The following is a 15,812-nucleotide window of genomic DNA, read 5'->3' as shown; positions in this document are numbered from 1 at the left end:
GCTTGGTCTCCGGTTTGGCTAAGGCTTAAGCGACATTGGCTTCTGCAGCTTTGCTGGTGTAGTTGTCCATCTTGTCGAAGCTCAGGTACTTGTAGATTTCTTTCGACATGCTGTTCAGGTCTTTGGCGTATTCCATGTATTCGGCCGGCGTCGGCAGTTTACCCAGAATCGCACCTACTGACGCCAGTTCCGCAGAGGTCAGGTACACGTTCGCACCATCGCCCAGGCGGTTGGGGAAGTTGCGAGTAGAGGTAGACAGCACAGTGGTGCCTGCGCCTACACGTGCCTGGTTACCCATGCACAGCGAGCAACCCGGCATTTCGGTGCGCACACCGGCGTCGCCGTAGATTTTGAAGTAGCCTTCTTCCATCAGCTGGGACTCGTCCATCTTGGTGGGCGGAGACATCCACAGGCGAACTTTGAGGGGCTCTTTGTTTTGCTCCAGCAGTTTACCAGCGGCGCGGAAGTGACCGATGTTGGTCATGCACGAACCGATGAACACTTCATCGACCTTGTCGCCGGCGACTTCGGACAGAACGCGGGCGTCGTCCGGATCGTTCGGGCAGCACACGATCGGCTCTTTGATATCGGCCAGATCAATTTCAATGATGTGAGCGTACTCGGCATCGGAATCGGCGCGCATCAGGCTGGGGTTGGCCAGCCAGGCTTCCATACCTTGGGCACGACGCTCCAGAGTACGCGCGTCGCCGTAACCGTCGGCCATCATCCAGCGCAGCATGGTGATGTTGGAGCGCAGATACTCGGCCACCGACTCTTCTGACAGGTTGATGGTGCAGCCTGCAGCGGAGCGCTCGGCAGAGGCGTCAGACAATTCAAACGCCTGCTCTGCGGTCAGGTGTTCCAGGCCCTCGATTTCCAGCACGCGGCCAGAGAATTCGTTGATCTTGCCTTTCTTCTCTACGGTCAGCATGCCTTGCTTGATGCCGTAAAGGGGGATGGCGTGCACCAGGTCACGCAGGGTAATACCGGGCTGCATTTCGCCTTTAAAGCGCACCAGTACCGATTCTGGCATGTCCAGCGGCATAACGCCGGTGGCAGCGGCAAACGCCACCAGGCCAGAACCGGCCGGGAAGGAAATGCCCATGGGGAAACGGGTGTGGGAATCACCACCGGTGCCTACGGTATCGGGCAGTAGCATGCGATTCAGCCACGAGTGGATGATGCCGTCGCCCGGGCGCAAGGAAACGCCGCCACGGGTACGCATGAAGTCTGGCATGGTGTGCTGCATTTCCACATCAATCGGCTTGGGATAAGCGGCTGTGTGGCAGAATGATTGCATAACCAGGTCAGCCTGGAAACCCAGGCAAGCCAGGTCTTTCAGTTCGTCACGGGTCATCGGGCCGGTGGTGTCTTGCGAGCCCACGGTGGTCATCTTGGGTTCGCAATAGGTGCCCGGGCGAACGCCTTGGCCTTCGTCCAGGCCGCAGGCTTTGCCGACCATCTTCTGCGCCAGGGTGAAGCCCTTGGTGCCGACTTCAGGGTCATTTGGCAGGCGGAAGATATCGGTAGCGCCCAGGCCCAGGGTTTCACGGGCCTTGCTGGTCAGGCCGCGGCCGATTATCAAGGGAATGCGGCCGCCGGCTTGAACTTCGTCCAGAATCACGTCGGACTTGAAGCTGAATTCGGAGATCACATCACCGTTTTCGTTGTAGATTTTGCCTTCGTACGGGCGAATATCAATCACATCGCCCATGTGCATGTCGTCAACCGGTGCTTCGAATACCAGCGCGCCCGCGTCTTCCATGGTGTTGAAGAAGATAGGGGCCACTTTGTTGCCGATACACACACCGCCGCCGCGCTTGTTCGGCACGCCAGGAATGTCGTCACCGAAGAACCACAGCACCGAGTTGGTGGCGGATTTACGGGAAGAGCCGGTACCTACAACGTCGCCTACGAAAGCAACGGGCAGGCCTTTGGACTTGATGTCGGCAATCTGGCTCATGGGCCCGGTAACACCGTGTTCTTCCGGCTTTAGGCCATCGCGGGTCATTTTATAAGCAGCGCGGGCATGCAGCGGGATGTCAGGGCGTGACCAGGCATCGGGTGCTGGCGACAGGTCGTCGGTGTTGGTTTCGCCGGTGACTTTGAACACCACCATTTTGATGCTGTCGGCAACTTTGTTACGCTTGGTGAACCACTCTGCGTTAGCCCAGGATTCAATGACGTCTTTGGCGACGGCGTTACCGGCGTCCATTTTCACCTTCACATCGTTGAAGGCGTCGAACATCAGCAGGGTGTGCTTGAGCTGGATACCGGCCGGTTCGGCCAGTTCAGGATTGTCTAACAGGTCTACCAGGGTGGTGATGTTGTAGCCGCCCTGCATCATGCCCAGCAACTGAATTGCCTTGCCGTTATTAATCATCGGGGAGCTGGCTTCGCCTTTCACAAGGGCAGTCAGGAACGCGGCTTTTACATAAGCGGCTTCGTCGACCCCGGGCGGAACACGGTTTTCCAGCAGGTCAATCAGTGTGTCTTCGTCTTCGTTGTCAATGGCGGGCGGCTTTTTCAGCAGTTCCACCAGTGCAGCGGTTTGTTCGGCATTCAGCGGCTTGGGTGGAATACCCAGAGCTGCACGCTCGGCAACGTGTTCACGGTAGGCTTCTAACACGGTTTGACCCTCATCGGTTGAAGTGCTCCGCCCTTGTGGCGCAAGACGCCTGGCGGGAATGTTATTTTAAAAAGGTTTTAAACTGGCGCTGCATTATATAGGAAAGCCCTTATAAAGTTAAATTGGACAGAGGTCGGAGAGACTTGTTACCTGCGCTATACTGACGCATCAACTTTTAACCCAATGTTCGGAACGCCATGAACGATGCCCTGCAGAGCAATATCGATAGTACTATAGAGACTAATATCGACAGCATTAACGAACGTACTCACGAAAGTGCTCATGATAGTATTAACGCCTTTTTACCGTGCCGGACGCCTCAGGCCTGGATTGATAATGCTCTGGCGAATCAGGACTTGTTGCTGATTGACCACGCCCACTGCGAGAAAAAAGCAGCCTCCACAGCGCTTAGCCTGATGTATCGCTACGTGGATAATCCCGACCTGCTGCATAAAATGTCGCGACTGGCGCGGGAGGAGTTAAGGCACTTTGAACAGGTTCTGGCTCTGATGACGGCACGGGGGATCAGCTATGGCCACCTGGCGCCGGCGCGCTATGCCGCAGGTTTACGCGCCGCAGTACGCAGCACCGAACCCGGCCGCCTGGTTGATCTGTTGGTGATTGGCGCCATTATTGAAGCACGTTCCTGTGAACGCTTTGCGGCCCTGGCACCGTATCTTGATACCGAGCTTTCCAATTTTTATAACGGCTTGTTGAAATCCGAAGCTCGCCATTACCGCGACTACCTGGCCCTGGCCGAACAGGCCAACGGTGGCCCGGTTGAGGACCGAGTTGCGGTTTTTCTGGCCATCGAGCAAGAGCTGATTGAACAGCCTGATTCCGAATTTCGTTTTCACAGCGGCCCGCTGACGCAGCCCGTCGCTGATAAACACGCTGTTCCAATTTAACGCGAATTGACGCAAGAGGGTGAAATGAGCAACTTGATTAAAGAAACCGTCACCAGTGTGCACCATTGGAACGATACTCTGTTCAGCTTCAAAACCAGTCGCGACCCCAGCTTCCGTTTCAAGAACGGCCACTTCGTGATGATCGGTCTGGAAACGGAAGGCAAACCGTTGATGCGCGCCTACAGTATCGCCAGCGCAAACTATGAAGACGAGCTCGAGTTTTTCTCCATCAAAGTGCAAGACGGCCCGTTGACGTCCAAGCTTCAGAAAATAAAGGTGGGTGATGAAATTCTTGTTAGCCGCAAGCCCACCGGCACGCTGATTCTGGACAACCTGTTACCAGGAAAAAAGCTGTGGCTGATTGCCACCGGCACCGGTCTGGCGCCCTTCATGAGCATCATAAAAGACCCCGGAGTGTATGAAGCCTTTGATAAAGTTATCATAACTCACGGTGTGCGCCACGTTTCCGAGTTGGCCTACCAGCACGAAATCGAGGCTCTGCCAGAGAACGAGTTCTTTGGTGAAATGGTGGATGGCAAGCTGCTGTATTACCCGACGGTAACCCGCGAACCCTTTCGCCACACCGGGCGGCTGACACACGCTATGGAAAGCGGCAAAATCACCCAGGATCTGGGCTTGTCAGAGTTTGATGTCGAGAATGATCGATTTATGATTTGCGGCAGCCCCAGTATGCTCAAAGACACCTGCGCCATACTCGATAACCTGGGCTTTAAAGAAGCTCGTGGTGCAAATATGGGGCATTACGTTGTCGAGCGGGCGTTTGTGGAGCAGTAACGTTCTTTGCCCGTAGATTGGGACTGCCAGCGCCACACATTCACTTCGCAATTCGGAGGGTAAGCAATGCCAGACAACCGTTATACACCGCCAAAAGTATGGACTTGGGATAAAGCCAACGGCGGTGCTTTCGCCAACATTAACAGGCCGGTTGCCGGTGCTACCCACGATAAGACGTTGCCGATAGGCAAGCATCCGTTTCAGCTGTATTCATTGGCGACGCCCAACGGCGTAAAAGTAACCGTGATGCTGGAGGAACTGCTGGAACTGGGTTTTGTGGATGCCGAATACGACGCCTGGCTGATCAACATTGGCGAGGGCGATCAGTTTGGCAGTGGTTTTGTCGAGATAAATCCCAACTCCAAAATTCCGGCGCTGCTGGACCACTCTGCGCAACCGCCGCAGCGGCTGTTTGAGTCAGGCTCCATGCTGTTGTACTTGGCCGAAAAATTTGGCGCACTGTTGCCTGAAGACGCCGCTGGCCGCACCGAAACCCTGAACTGGCTGTTTTGGCAGATGGCCAGCACGCCGATGTTGGGCGGAGGTTTCGGTCACTTCTACGCCTACGCACCCGAAAAATACGAGTACCCGATTGACCGCTACGCGATGGAAGTAAAGCGCCAGCTGGATGTGCTGGATCGGCAGCTGGCGGACAATCGCTATATAGCCGGTGACACCTACACAATCGCAGACATTGCGATTTGGCCCTGGTACGGAGCACTGGTAAACAATCTGGTTTACGAAGCAGCAGAATTTCTGGACGCGCAAAGCTATACCCACGTGCTGCGCTGGGCCGCAGAAGTCGCAAAGCGACCGGCGGTACAGCGTGGCCGTATGGTGAATAAAGTGACCGGCGAGCCTCATAAGCAGCTTCGCGAGCGCCACGACGCCAGCGATTTTGAACTGCGCACTGAAGATAAAATAAACCCTGGTGGGGGCGCCTGAACGGTGGGCAAAAATAGTATTGGCGGGCCGCCTAAGTCTCGTAATCGGGTGTCAGTTCCTCTGGCCTTGATGCTCGCGGGCGCTCTGGCGGCACTTTTGGCGGGCTGCGAACAAAGCGCCGATATCGGGGTGGCCGGGCAGGGCGAAAATCCCGAGCCCGAGACTCTGGATGTGAATCAGCAACAGGTGGCAGGAGGGGGCGTCAGCGATATTTCCCTGGTGCTAAAACCCGCACAGCTTGACTGGATTGGCCAGCAGATTTTCCAGAACGAATGCGCGGGGCAGTTTCGCTGCCTGGTGCACTGGAACGACGGTGAGGCGTTTCCGTCACTCGGTATCGGTCATTTTATCTGGTATCCGAAAGACGTTGAAGCTGGTTTTGTCGAGAGTTTTCCCACACTGATCGATTACATGGCTCAGCGCCAGCGGTCTATACCGGATTGGCTGCGGGAGCTTAAGCCGCTTGACGCACCCTGGGCAGACAAAGCGGCCTTTGAAGCGGTGGAAAATTCACCCCAGGTAGCGGAATTGCGAGAATTTTTGGCAGGCACCCAAGGTATTCAGGCAGAATTTATATTTCGCCGCGCGCAAGCGTCTATAAAGACCGTTGTTGAGGCGGCACCGGAAGCACGGCAGCTTGCGGTGCGCAATCATCTGGCGCAGCTCAGCCAAACACCGGGTGGGGTTTACGCGTTGGTGGATTATGTGAACTTTAAGGGCGAAGGGTTAGCAGTGTCTGAGCGTTATAAAGGTGAGGGCTGGGGCTTGCTGCAGGTTCTTCAAGCCATGCCGGAGCAATCTTCCGATCCGGTGTTGCAGCAGTTTCGCGAAGCGGCCGACAAAGTGTTAACCCGCCGCGCTGAGCTGGCGACTCAGGCGCGCGAGCGGGAGCAGTGGTTGCCCGGCTGGCGCAAACGCTTGAACACCTATCGCGAGCCTGACGTAATGACACTGCCGGAAATCGGATCGCCGCCAATTGCTAGCTGAGTACGCTTTTATATCCTAACCATTAAAAAGCCGGAGATTTCTCCGGCTTTTGTTTTTCGCGGTAGGCTCTTCAGGATTTGGCGTTAGCCCATGAACTGGCCGCCGTTAACCATCAGGTCTGCGCCAGTCACAAAGCCAGCGTCTTCGGCGGTCAAAAACGCCACCGCGCGGGCGATGTCGTCTGGCTGCCCAAGGCGGCCCACCGGAATGGCCGCAACAATACTTTCCAGCACTTTCTCAGGCACTGCGCGCACCATTGGGGAATCGATGTAGCCCGGCGAAATCGAGTTTACGGTAACGCCTTTACGGGCGCCTTCCAGTGCGATCGATTTGGTGAAGCCGTAAACGCCGGCCTTGGCAGCGGCGTAGTTGCTCTGCCCGAACTGGCCTTTGCCACCATTAATGGAGGATATGTTTACAATGCGGCCAAAGCCACGGTTGCACATGCCTTCGAACGCGTGGCGGCACATGTTAAACATGGAGTTCAGGTTAACGTTGATCACCTGGGTCCACTGATCTGCCCCCATTCTTTTCAACGGTGCATCGTTGGTGATGCCGGCATTATTGACCAGCACATCCACAGGGCCGAACTCTTTTTCCACGCTTTCCATAAAGACTTTACAGCTATCATAGTCGGCAACGTCTACCGGCATAATGTTAACGGTGTAGCCTGCTTCAGCCATGGTTTTTTGCCACTGTTCAGCTTTTTTGCGCGGCTCGTCGCCTGGGCGGTGAGTGGCGATCACGGTACGATCCTGATCGGTTAGCTGTTTGCACATTGCGGTGCCTAGGGCTCCGATTGCACCCGTCACAACGGCTACGCGATTTGGCATATAGTTCTCCTTTGGGTGTTGTTATGTATTCCATCAGCACAATCCGGCACAGGGTAAATGTGTGTCCTCCGGGCTGTGCCTGGTGAGTCTGTTTAAGTGATACAAACCTAATTACCTTTGTAGTCTAGCAGTGGAAAAAGAAAGTGCTGTTGGGCTTTAGTTGAACACCTGAAATGTACGCTTGCACCGAAGGCAGTAATTATCATCTTTTATGCAAGTGTAAACCCTTGCTTGATTGAATATTTCCACCTAGTATTGATGGGGCGGCTTACTCTGCCGCCTGCACACATCATTTCAGGATGGAGAACAATAATAATGTCGTTACAAAAAAGACCCGACGGCGCTGAACAACCGTCAACGTTGGGCGGTCTGAAGTTCCGTATTCCGCTGGTTCACTACAAGCTTGAAATCCCCGATATTCTTCAAGGCATGATTTTGTGCGTGGTGCCGTTAGGCATTACCGCACTGATGACGCAAACGCTGGGCATTCCGTTTGAAGTTGCCGTGGCGTTTGTGTTGATCAACAACTTTCTGTACCTGCTGCATACCCACTTTGGTGACCCTGCTGTGTCCGGCTGGATTACCGCGGGCATTCCGCTTTACATCGCGTTTCTCACAGCGTATCCCGAAGGAGAACCCAGAATTCTGGCGCTCATTGCACTGCAGCTTACTGTGGCCGCGTTGTTTCTTGGTTTGGGGGTGTTCAAGGGCGCTGATGCGCTGGTGCGACGCATGCCCATGTCCCTGAAAGCCGGCATACTGATTGGCGCCGGTATTTCGGCGGTGATGGGTGAGTTTGCTGAAGGCGGCCGAGTGTGGAGCATGCCGATCACTATTCTTACCGGTGCTGTTTTGGGCTTTTTTATGTTGTTTTCTGAAACCGCAGGTCCGTTACGAGCGCGCTACGGTTTCTTTCGCTTTGTGGCCCAGTACGGTATTGCGATTCCGTTCATCATCGCTTATGTGTTTGGCATTTTGATTGGCGAAGTGGCTGTGCCGCAGATTGAGTGGGGCTTTACCAGCATTCCGCTCGGGGAAATTATTGAAAAGTACAGTGTGTTTGGTTTGGGGCTTCCGCCTTGGCAATATTTTGTAGACGCTTTGCCTTTAGCGCTGGCGGCTTACATCATCGCATTTGGCGATATCCTGGTAGTCGATTCTCTATTCAAAAGCGCCGACGGCGCGCGTAAAGATGAAAAGCTGATCTTTAGCCCGCGTCGCAATAGTATTATCGTGGGCATACGCAACCTGATTCACGGACTGGTTGCGCCGTTCATTAGCTTGTCTGGCCCGGCCTGGACGGGTGGTCAGGCACTGATAATCAACCGCTATATGAACAACCCGCGCAAGGCGATGGACAGCTACTGGGGTGGCGCCACCAGTATTTACTGGGGTATGACCATTGCACTGTTTCTGGTTCCGGTTATAACGTTGCTTAAGCCAGGGTTAAATATTGGTATGGCGTTAACGCTACTGATCCAGGGCTACCTGTGTGGTTACTTAGCCGTAGAAATGCTGAGCAAACAAACCAACCTGGAACGCGGCGTAGCGGTGATGGTTGGCGCTATTCTGGCAACGAAGGGTGCGGCTTGGGGCTTGGGTTCCGGCCTGGTGCTTTGGGCGGTTCTAGAAAAGAACTGGTTTGCCGATGTGTACAGTGCCACCCACCAAGCAGCAGAAGAGCCCGAAGAAAACAACGCCGAACCGCTGCGCGACAATAGCTAGCGCAGCGCTAAGAGATATTTCAAAAGGTTGTAAGAGGTTGTTATAATGGAAAATATGTACGATCTGGGGCTAGAAACCAACGTGGCTAACTACACGCCTTTGACCCCTATTACTTTTTTGCAACGCACGGCACTTGCTCACCCGGATCGCTGTGCGGTAATTCACGGACCTGTGCGCCGTACCTGGTCCGAAACCTACGCCCGCTGCTTGCGCATGGCGTCTGCGTTAACTCAGCTGGGGGTTGGCAAAGGCGATACGGTAGCTGTTTTGCTGCCGAATCTGCCGGAAATGCTAGAGCTGCATTTTGCGGTGCCCATGGTCGGTGCGGTGTTGAATACACAGAATACCCGCTTGGATGCCCATACCATGACATTCATGCTCAACCATGGTCGCGCCAAGGTGCTGTTTACGGATCGCGAATTCTCAGACAGAGTGCGGGAAGCTCTGGCTGGCTGTGAAACGCCGCCCATCGTTATTGACGTAGACGATCCTCAATACGAAGGCGGTGAATTGTTGGGCAAAATGACCTACGAAGCGCTTCTGGATAGTGGCTCGCTGGATTTTCAGTGGCAATGGCCGGAAGATGAATGGCAAGCCATAGCATTGAACTATACCTCGGGTACCACCGGTAAGCCGAAGGGGGTGGTTTATCATCACCGTGGTGCTTATCTGAACGCTCTGAGCAACGTTATTGGTTTTGGTTTGCCCGCAGGCGCAGTGTATTTGTGGACGCTGCCGATGTTCCATTGTAACGGTTGGTGCTACCCCTGGGCAGTTACGGCGGTGGCGGGTACTCACGTGTGCCTGCGGGCGCCGCACCCTGGGCCGATTTTTGACGCGTTGGTAGAATACGGCGTTACTCATTTCTGCGCAGCGCCCATTATATTGAATATGATGATTAACGCACCAGATCAGCAGAAGCGTCAATTCGACCAGCTGGTAACCGCGGCGACCGGCGGCGCAGCGCCCCCGGCAGCCACGATCGAAGCAATGGAAGCCATGGGCATGAAAGTGGTGCACCTGTACGGCCTGACTGAAACCTATGGGCCCAGTCTGGTATGCGAGTTTCAGGATGAATGGCACCAGCTGAGTCTGAAAGATAAAGCCGCCAAGATGGCGCGTCAGGGCGTTCTGTCTTTGTCGATGTCAGACATGATGGTGGCAGACCCGGTTACCCTGAAACCTGTAGCCCGGGATGGCAACAGCATTGGCGAGTTACTGGTGCGTGGTAACAGTGTAATGAAGGGCTATCTAAAGAACCCGGAAGAAACCCGGAAAGCGTTCGAGGGTGGCTGGTTCCACACTGGTGACTTGGGAGTGTGGCATCCTGACGGCTATGTAGAAATTAAAGACCGCTCGAAAGACATCATTATTTCCGGTGGGGAAAATATTTCCACGCTGGAAGTAGAGAGTGTGTTGTACGACCATCCGGCAGTATTAGAAGCGGCCGTTGTGGCGGCCAAAGATGACCACTGGGGCGAAATTCCCTGTGCTTTTATCACTTTGAAAAATGGTCAGGAGTACACCACGGAAGATGACATTATTGCCCATTGTCGCGCCAGTCTGGCGGGCTACAAAACGCCAAAGCGCGTCTTGTTCGTGGATGCTTTGCCAAAAACTTCCACTGGAAAGCTTCAGAAGCACATTCTGAGAGAAGAACTTAACGCCTGATTGCGAGAGTTGCGCTGATGCTTTACCCCGGTTCGCCGGGGTTTTTTGTGCGCAAACAAAACGCCCGGTGGTGCAGGATGCACAAGTTGCTTTGCTTGTTCATCAGAATTGTTGAACAGTGTCAGAAGCTGGTTGCGTCCAGAGCCATAGTCGATTCACTGCCGGCCACAATAGATGCCAGATAGCCCGAACAGCGCGGCAGAATATGGTCCGCAAAAAAATCGGCAGTTTGTACTTTCGCCTTCAACCAAGGCGCAGGCTGGCTGCTTTGATGGCTCAGTTCAGCCGCCCGCAAAGCGGCTTTTGTCAACAGCCATCCGGCGTTGGTGGTGGCCGTCAGCATCATATAGCTAAACGCGACCGAACCGCAGAATGCCTCATCCTGCTGATTTTCCAGTACACGTTCCAGCGCGATGTCCACGAATCCGGTAGCTTGTGTCAGGCGCTCCAGAGTGCTGGCTTTCAGTTCCCGGCGGGCCCGGTCAGAGTTGCAGAATTGCTTAATGTCAGCCAACAGTTCGTTGATACCCGCACCTTGGTCACGGCGGGTTTTGCGGCCGATTAGATCTAATGCCTGAATACCGTTGGTGCCTTCATAGATAGGCAGAATGCGGGCGTCTCGGTAATGCTGGGCAACGCCGGTTTCTTCTACAAAACCCATGCCGCCGTGGCATTGGATGGCCAATGAGGTTACTTCCTGGGCGATTTCGGTACACCAGCCTTTTACCAGTGGCGTCGTCACATCTGCGCGGCGCTGATAATACTGGCGGCTTTCGGCATTTTCATTGCCGCTTTTCGCCATATCCACTGCGGTGCAACCGGTGTAGGCCAGACAGCGGCCGGCTTCGGTCAGCGCTTTCATCGTCATCAACATGCGCCGAACATCCGGGTGGCGCACAATGGGCGAGGGCGCTGAATCCCCGGGAGCGATGCCCTGCACGCGGTCAAAGGCGTAAGCACGGGCGTCTTGATAGGCGCGCTCGGCAATGGCAACGCCTTGCAGGCCCACGGTCAGACGTGCGTTGTTCATCATGGTGAACATACAGGCCAGGCCTTTGTTTTCTTCACCCACCAGGTAACCCACAGCGCCGCCGTTGTCGCCGAAACCCATCACGCAGGTGGGGCTGGCATGAATGCCCAGCTTGTGCTCCAACGACAGAGCGCGGCAGTCATTGCGCTCGCCTAGGGTCCCGTCGTTGTTCACCAGGTATTTGGGCACAGCAAATAGAGATATTCCTTTTACCCCAGCTGGTGCGCCTGGCAATCGCGCCAGCACCAGGTGCACGATGTTCTCGGCCATATCGTGCTCGCCCCAGGTAATAAAAATCTTGCTGCCGCTAATTAGATAGTGGTCACCGTTTTGCCGGGCGCTTGTGCGCAGGGTGGCGAGGTCGGAACCGGATTGCGGTTCGGTGAGGTTCATAGTACCGCTCCAGCGACCCGACACCATGGGCCGTAAAAAGCAGTCTTTCACCTCGGTGCTGGCGTTTTCAAAAATCGCCTCCACCGCTCCCTGTGACAACAAAGGACAGAGCCCCCACGCCATATTGGCGGCGTGCAGCATTTCCTGCACCGGAATGGCGAGGGAGAAAGGAAGACCCTGGCCACCGTAATGCGGATCAAACTGCAGGCTCCCCCAGCCGCCATCTACATAGTGCTGGTAGGCGCTGGCAAAGCCTTCAGGTATCACGACTTCACCACTGGTGCTCAGGCGTACGCCAGCTCTGTCACCGCTTTTGTTCAGTGGCGACAGAACAGAGCCGCTGAATTTGGCGGCCTCGTCCAGAATGGCGCTTACCAGCTCGTCGCTAACGTCGCTGTAACCGCAGGTTTCGGCCATATCAAAAAAACCGGCCACTTCTCGCAAAGTGAAAGCCATGTCCTGGGTGGGTGCTTTGTACTCTGTCATCGTTTTGCTCCTTAGGGCCTGATCAGGCCATGAACTGCCCACCATTGATTGACAGGTTGGTACCGGTCACAAAGCCGGCGTCTTCAGCAGTCAGGAAAATTACTGCACGGGCGATGTCTTCGGGGGTGCCTAAACGACCAACGGGAATGCCGGCAATGATGCTGCTGAGCACTTTTTCGGGTACTTGACGCACCATGGGTGAGTCGATGTAGCCCGGTGAAATGGCATTTACGGTAACGCCTTTACGCGCACCTTCCAGTGCGATGGACTTAGTGAAACCGTAAATTCCTGCTTTGGTGGCGGCGTAGTTGCACTGACCAAACTGGCCCTTTTCACCGTTCAACGACGAAATGTTCACGATACGGCCAAAGCCACGGTCGCACATGCCTTCAAACACTTGCCGACACATATTGAACATGGAGTTCAGGTTTACGTTAACCACTTGCGACCATTGCTCCTGAGCCATTTTTTTCAACGGTGCGTCGTTAGTGATGCCGGCGTTGTTGACGAGAACATCCATCGGGCCGAAGTCGTGCTCTACTGTGGCGACAAAGGCTTTACAGTTTTCAAAGTCAGTTACATCCAGGGGCATAATGGCTATGTCGTAGCCTTCGGCGGCCATGGTTTTTTGCCAGTCTTTGGCCTGCTGGCGGAACTCGTCTGCGGGTAAATGGGAGGCTACTACCGTGCGGCCCTGATTCGCCAATTGCCTGCACATGGCGGAACCCAGTCCGCCGGTGGCTCCGGTTACTACGGCGATACGATTGGTCATGCTATTCTCCTTTGGGGTTGTTGTAAGCCGTTGTGGCTACTTGATTAATTTTTTAATTTCGGCGGACTTTGCAATCTTTCCAGACGAGGTGTAATGCTCGCTGCGCTGTTCAATATTGGGTAGATCGTACAGATAGTTCACCATTAGCCCGGCAGCCTGTTTCAAACCCTTATCTGAGCTGTCGGCCAGCCAGTTCAGCCGCGCTACTTGCGCGCCGTTGCTGAGGTGGAAGTTGGCGACGGGGTCTTTGGCTCGCGTGTTTGTGCCCTTGCGTTTAGCCAGGCACAGGTAAGCCGCCGCGAGGCGTAAAAGGGTCTGTTTGTCGGGTTCAGGGCTAGTGGCCAGGCTGTCAGCGTCCACGGTCAGGCGCGGTTGCGGGGTTTTCAGCCAAGCCTCGCCACCGGGCAGTGCAGCAATCTCTTCATCGCTAGCGGAATCGAGCCAGCGGCGAAAACCGGGCACGGGTGACAGGGTGGCAAACTGCTTCAGGTGAGGGAATTCCTCTTTCAGCCTGGCCACTACCTGTTTAATCAGGAAGTTGCCAAAGCTGATACCGGCCAGGCCTTTTTGGGCGTTGGAAATGGAGTAGAAAATGGCTGTATTGGCCTGGTCTATGTCTTGTGTTGGGGCGTCTTCGTCCAGCAGTTTTTGTACGTTGCCGGCCAGCCCGTTTACTAGCGCCACTTCAACAAAAATCAGCGGCTCGTCAGGCATATTAGGATGAATAAAAGCAAAGCAGCGGCGGTCTGAGTCCAGTCGGTTTTTCAGGTCGTTCCAGCTTTTTATTTCGTGCACGGCCTCGTAAGCAATCAGTTTCTCCAACAGCACGGCACTGGATTTCCAGCTGATTTCTTCCAGTTGCAGCAGGCCGATGTCGAACCACTGCTCCAACAGCTCTTTTAAATCCTGTTCCAGCGGCATCAGTAGAGGCTGCTCCTTGATCAGCGTCAGCAATTCTTCGCGCATATCTACCAAGAACTTTACGCCAGACGGAACGCCGTTAAACTGTTTGAGTAAAGTGGTGCGGCTAGGCTCCAGGCTTTTGCGGAGCTGGCGGGCTTTCAGGTTGCGCTGGTCAGGATCGGCGTTGCGCCAGTCTTCCATGGCTTGACTAACCGCGTTTTCGTCAATGCCGTATTGCTCGGCTAGCAGGCAAAGGAAGCGCATACGGCCAGTGCGTGTCAATGTAAGATAGGCACGGCCTAATTCTGCAGCGCGTTTGCGAGCGACAACTTGGCCGCCGTTCTCGGCGAGGCAGTGGTCAATCCACTCGGCAATCACCGTTAGATCCTGCTCTGTCAAATCAGCAGATATGGCCAGATCACCCTGGTTCAGGCGCCAGCCATTTAAGGCATCGGTGCCTCCGGCTAGCAGCTTTTTAAAAGCACGTTCGAACAGATTAGCGGATTGACGTGGCATGATTGTGTCCTTGTGGCTGGCCTGGAGCGGTCTTATCCTGATTGGAAGAGGCTACCAAAGCGCCTCAAAAAAACCAATTAAAAATACTTGGTTTATAAAATAGAAACCATTAAGCTTGTAAGGGTTGATTCAGAATAAACGCTGAAATTGCATAATGTCAGTGCAAAATTAGGGCGATATGGCGGCGACATCAAGATTGGGTATAGGAGAGCACAATGGATGAGTTACACGGCTATTACCTGGAAGACCTAAAAGTCGGCATGACCGACAGCTACACCAAAACGATCACCGAGGCGGATGTTATACAGTTCGCTGAGCTCAGTGGTGACAACAACCCGTTACATCTGAATGACGAGTACGCGAAGACCACGCCGTTCAAAGCGCGGATCGTGCACGGTATGTTCAGTGCCGCTTTGATTTCTGCGGTACTGGGTGCACGTATGCCTGGTCCTGGTGCTATCTACATTGACCAGCAGATCCGTTTCAAGGCGCCGGTGTTTCTTGGTGATACCGTGGTGGCGAGTGCAGAAGTTGAGGAAATCAACGTAGAGCGCCGCCGGGTGAAGTTGAAAACCGTGTGCAAGGTGGGCGATAAAGTGGTTGCGGAAGGCTATGCCACCAATATGGTAGACCGCCGTCCGGCGTAACCGTCAGGAGAGACATATGCTATTAGATCGTAACAAAGCAACCCTGGTGGTTGTGGATGTCCAGTCTAAGCTCTTGGGTGGCATTCAGCGCAGTGAAGAGCTGGTGAATCATTGCCGTTGGCTGGTGCGCTTGGCGCAGCTGATGAAGGTGCCGGTGATTGCCTCTGAACAGTATCCGGATGGCCTGGGCCATACCGAAGAAAGCCTGCGGAGGTTGATCGGGGAAGAGCGGATTCATGGCAAAACCCAGTTTTCGGCCATAGATGACACCGGTTTTATGGCGCACTTTAACAGTTTGGATCGCGACCAAGTTGTGGTGTGTGGTATGGAATCCCAGGCTTGCGTGGTGCAAACCGCGTTGCGCTTGAAAGAGTGCGGAAAACAGGTGTTTGTGGTGGCTGATGCCATTTCCGCCCGCAACGACTTTGATACCGACATTACCCTGCGTCGCCTGGAGCAGGCCGGTGTGGTTCTGGTCAGCCGGGAAATGGTGGGTTTTGAGTGGGTGCGCGATTCCTCAGCACCGGAATTCAGAACCTTCAGCAAAGAATTTTTACGCTGAATAATCGTAT

Annotated in this window: 13 protein-coding genes; 8 read left to right on the top strand and 5 right to left on the bottom strand. The window is 54.5% G+C overall.

Annotated features, from left to right (window positions below):
• Nucleotides 1–25: 25 nt before the first annotated feature.
• Nucleotides 26–2,629, bottom strand: coding sequence for a bifunctional aconitate hydratase 2/2-methylisocitrate dehydratase (gene acnB / locus ATI45_RS07600; protein WP_098418955.1), 2,604 nt, complete (start codon nucleotides 2,627–2,629; stop codon nucleotides 26–28).
• A gap of 197 nt (nucleotides 2,630–2,826) precedes the next feature.
• On the opposite strand from acnB, the gene ATI45_RS07595 reads away from it, so the two are divergent.
• From ATI45_RS07595 to ATI45_RS07580, 4 genes are all read left to right on the top strand, one after another.
• Nucleotides 2,827–3,537 (top strand): tRNA-(ms[2]io[6]A)-hydroxylase, encoded by a 711-nt coding sequence (locus tag ATI45_RS07595; protein ID WP_228705976.1) that lies wholly within the window; start codon nucleotides 2,827–2,829, stop codon nucleotides 3,535–3,537.
• Nucleotides 3,538–3,561: 24 nt separating this feature from the next.
• Nucleotides 3,562–4,332: a ferredoxin--NADP reductase gene (locus ATI45_RS07590; RefSeq protein WP_098418954.1), complete on the top strand. Its 771-nt coding sequence runs from the start codon at nucleotides 3,562–3,564 to the stop codon at nucleotides 4,330–4,332.
• Between the two features lie 66 nt (nucleotides 4,333–4,398).
• Nucleotides 4,399–5,277, top strand: coding sequence for a glutathione-dependent disulfide-bond oxidoreductase (yghU, locus tag ATI45_RS07585; RefSeq protein ID WP_098418953.1), 879 nt, complete (start codon nucleotides 4,399–4,401; stop codon nucleotides 5,275–5,277).
• Nucleotides 5,278–5,280: 3 nt separating this feature from the next.
• Nucleotides 5,281–6,264: a hypothetical protein gene (locus ATI45_RS07580; protein ID WP_416376666.1), complete on the top strand. Its 984-nt coding sequence runs from the start codon at nucleotides 5,281–5,283 to the stop codon at nucleotides 6,262–6,264.
• Nucleotides 6,265–6,347: 83 nt separating this feature from the next.
• Here the strand turns inward: ATI45_RS07580 and phbB (ATI45_RS07575) are convergent, their stop codons facing one another.
• Nucleotides 6,348–7,097, bottom strand: a complete 750-nt coding sequence (phbB, locus tag ATI45_RS07575; RefSeq protein ID WP_098418952.1) for an acetoacetyl-CoA reductase — start codon at nucleotides 7,095–7,097, stop codon at nucleotides 6,348–6,350.
• A gap of 315 nt (nucleotides 7,098–7,412) precedes the next feature.
• Between phbB (ATI45_RS07575) and ATI45_RS07570 the strand changes: the two genes are divergently transcribed.
• Entirely contained in the window at nucleotides 7,413–8,822 is a 1,410-nt protein-coding gene (locus ATI45_RS07570; RefSeq protein WP_179887993.1) for a hypothetical protein, read from the top strand.
• A gap of 45 nt (nucleotides 8,823–8,867) precedes the next feature.
• Nucleotides 8,868–10,493 (top strand): AMP-binding protein, encoded by a 1,626-nt coding sequence (locus ATI45_RS07565; RefSeq protein ID WP_098418951.1) that lies wholly within the window; start codon nucleotides 8,868–8,870, stop codon nucleotides 10,491–10,493.
• Nucleotides 10,494–10,614: 121 nt separating this feature from the next.
• Here the strand turns inward: ATI45_RS07565 and ATI45_RS07560 are convergent, their stop codons facing one another.
• The 3 genes from ATI45_RS07560 to ATI45_RS07550 are packed head-to-tail and all read right to left on the bottom strand — an operon-like array spanning nucleotide 10,615 to nucleotide 14,593.
• Nucleotides 10,615–12,402 (bottom strand): acyl-CoA dehydrogenase, encoded by a 1,788-nt coding sequence (locus ATI45_RS07560; RefSeq protein ID WP_098418950.1) that lies wholly within the window; start codon nucleotides 12,400–12,402, stop codon nucleotides 10,615–10,617.
• Between the two features lie 22 nt (nucleotides 12,403–12,424).
• Nucleotides 12,425–13,174 (bottom strand): acetoacetyl-CoA reductase, encoded by a 750-nt coding sequence (gene phbB, locus ATI45_RS07555; protein WP_098418949.1) that lies wholly within the window; start codon nucleotides 13,172–13,174, stop codon nucleotides 12,425–12,427.
• A gap of 36 nt (nucleotides 13,175–13,210) precedes the next feature.
• Nucleotides 13,211–14,593, bottom strand: coding sequence for a malonyl-CoA decarboxylase (locus tag ATI45_RS07550; protein ID WP_098418948.1), 1,383 nt, complete (start codon nucleotides 14,591–14,593; stop codon nucleotides 13,211–13,213).
• 215 nt (nucleotides 14,594–14,808) lie between these two features.
• Here ATI45_RS07550 and ATI45_RS07545 point away from each other — a divergent pair, with 215 nt between their 5' ends.
• Nucleotides 14,809–15,240, top strand: coding sequence for a MaoC family dehydratase (locus ATI45_RS07545; protein ID WP_098418947.1), 432 nt, complete (start codon nucleotides 14,809–14,811; stop codon nucleotides 15,238–15,240).
• Between the two features lie 16 nt (nucleotides 15,241–15,256).
• Nucleotides 15,257–15,802: an isochorismatase family protein gene (locus ATI45_RS07540; RefSeq protein WP_098418946.1), complete on the top strand. Its 546-nt coding sequence runs from the start codon at nucleotides 15,257–15,259 to the stop codon at nucleotides 15,800–15,802.
• Nucleotides 15,803–15,812: the final 10 nt, after the last annotated feature.

It is taken from the genome of Marinobacter sp. LV10MA510-1 (genome assembly GCF_002563885.1).
Taxonomy (GTDB): domain Bacteria; phylum Pseudomonadota; class Gammaproteobacteria; order Pseudomonadales; family Oleiphilaceae; genus Marinobacter.
Note: the sequence above shows the minus strand (reverse complement) of the source record. Positions and strands in the feature narration are given on the sequence as shown.